Here is a 223-nt window from a genome sequence, read left to right as displayed (position 1 = left end):
GTCAGCACGGGCAGGAGTTCGCTTTCCTCAAAGGTCAGCGGCTCCTGTCCCTGGGCGAGGAGCAGGCGGTTGACGGCCGCCGGGCCGGCTTCCTCCTGGTTCCAGGCTGTGTGCGTGTCCCTGTCGGGCCATGCGGGTGACCAGTGCTCACCGAAGGTGTGGCCGAAGTCGTCGACGTAGACCTGCCGGACCATGTGCACCACCGGGCCACTCTGCCCGATCG

General features: G+C 67.7%; 1 protein-coding gene. It reads right to left on the bottom strand.

The window, feature by feature from the left end; all coding sequences use genetic code 11:
• Positions 1-203: hypothetical protein (locus IE94_RS37035; protein ID WP_157849477.1), on the bottom strand; the 203-nt coding region annotated here is incomplete at its 3' end.
• Between the last annotated feature and the right edge of the window lie 20 nt (positions 204-223).

Source organism: Streptomyces violaceorubidus (assembly GCF_000717995.1).
GTDB lineage: Bacteria > Actinomycetota > Actinomycetes > Streptomycetales > Streptomycetaceae > Streptomyces > Streptomyces violaceorubidus.
This window is presented reverse-complemented; position numbering and strand designations above follow the sequence as displayed.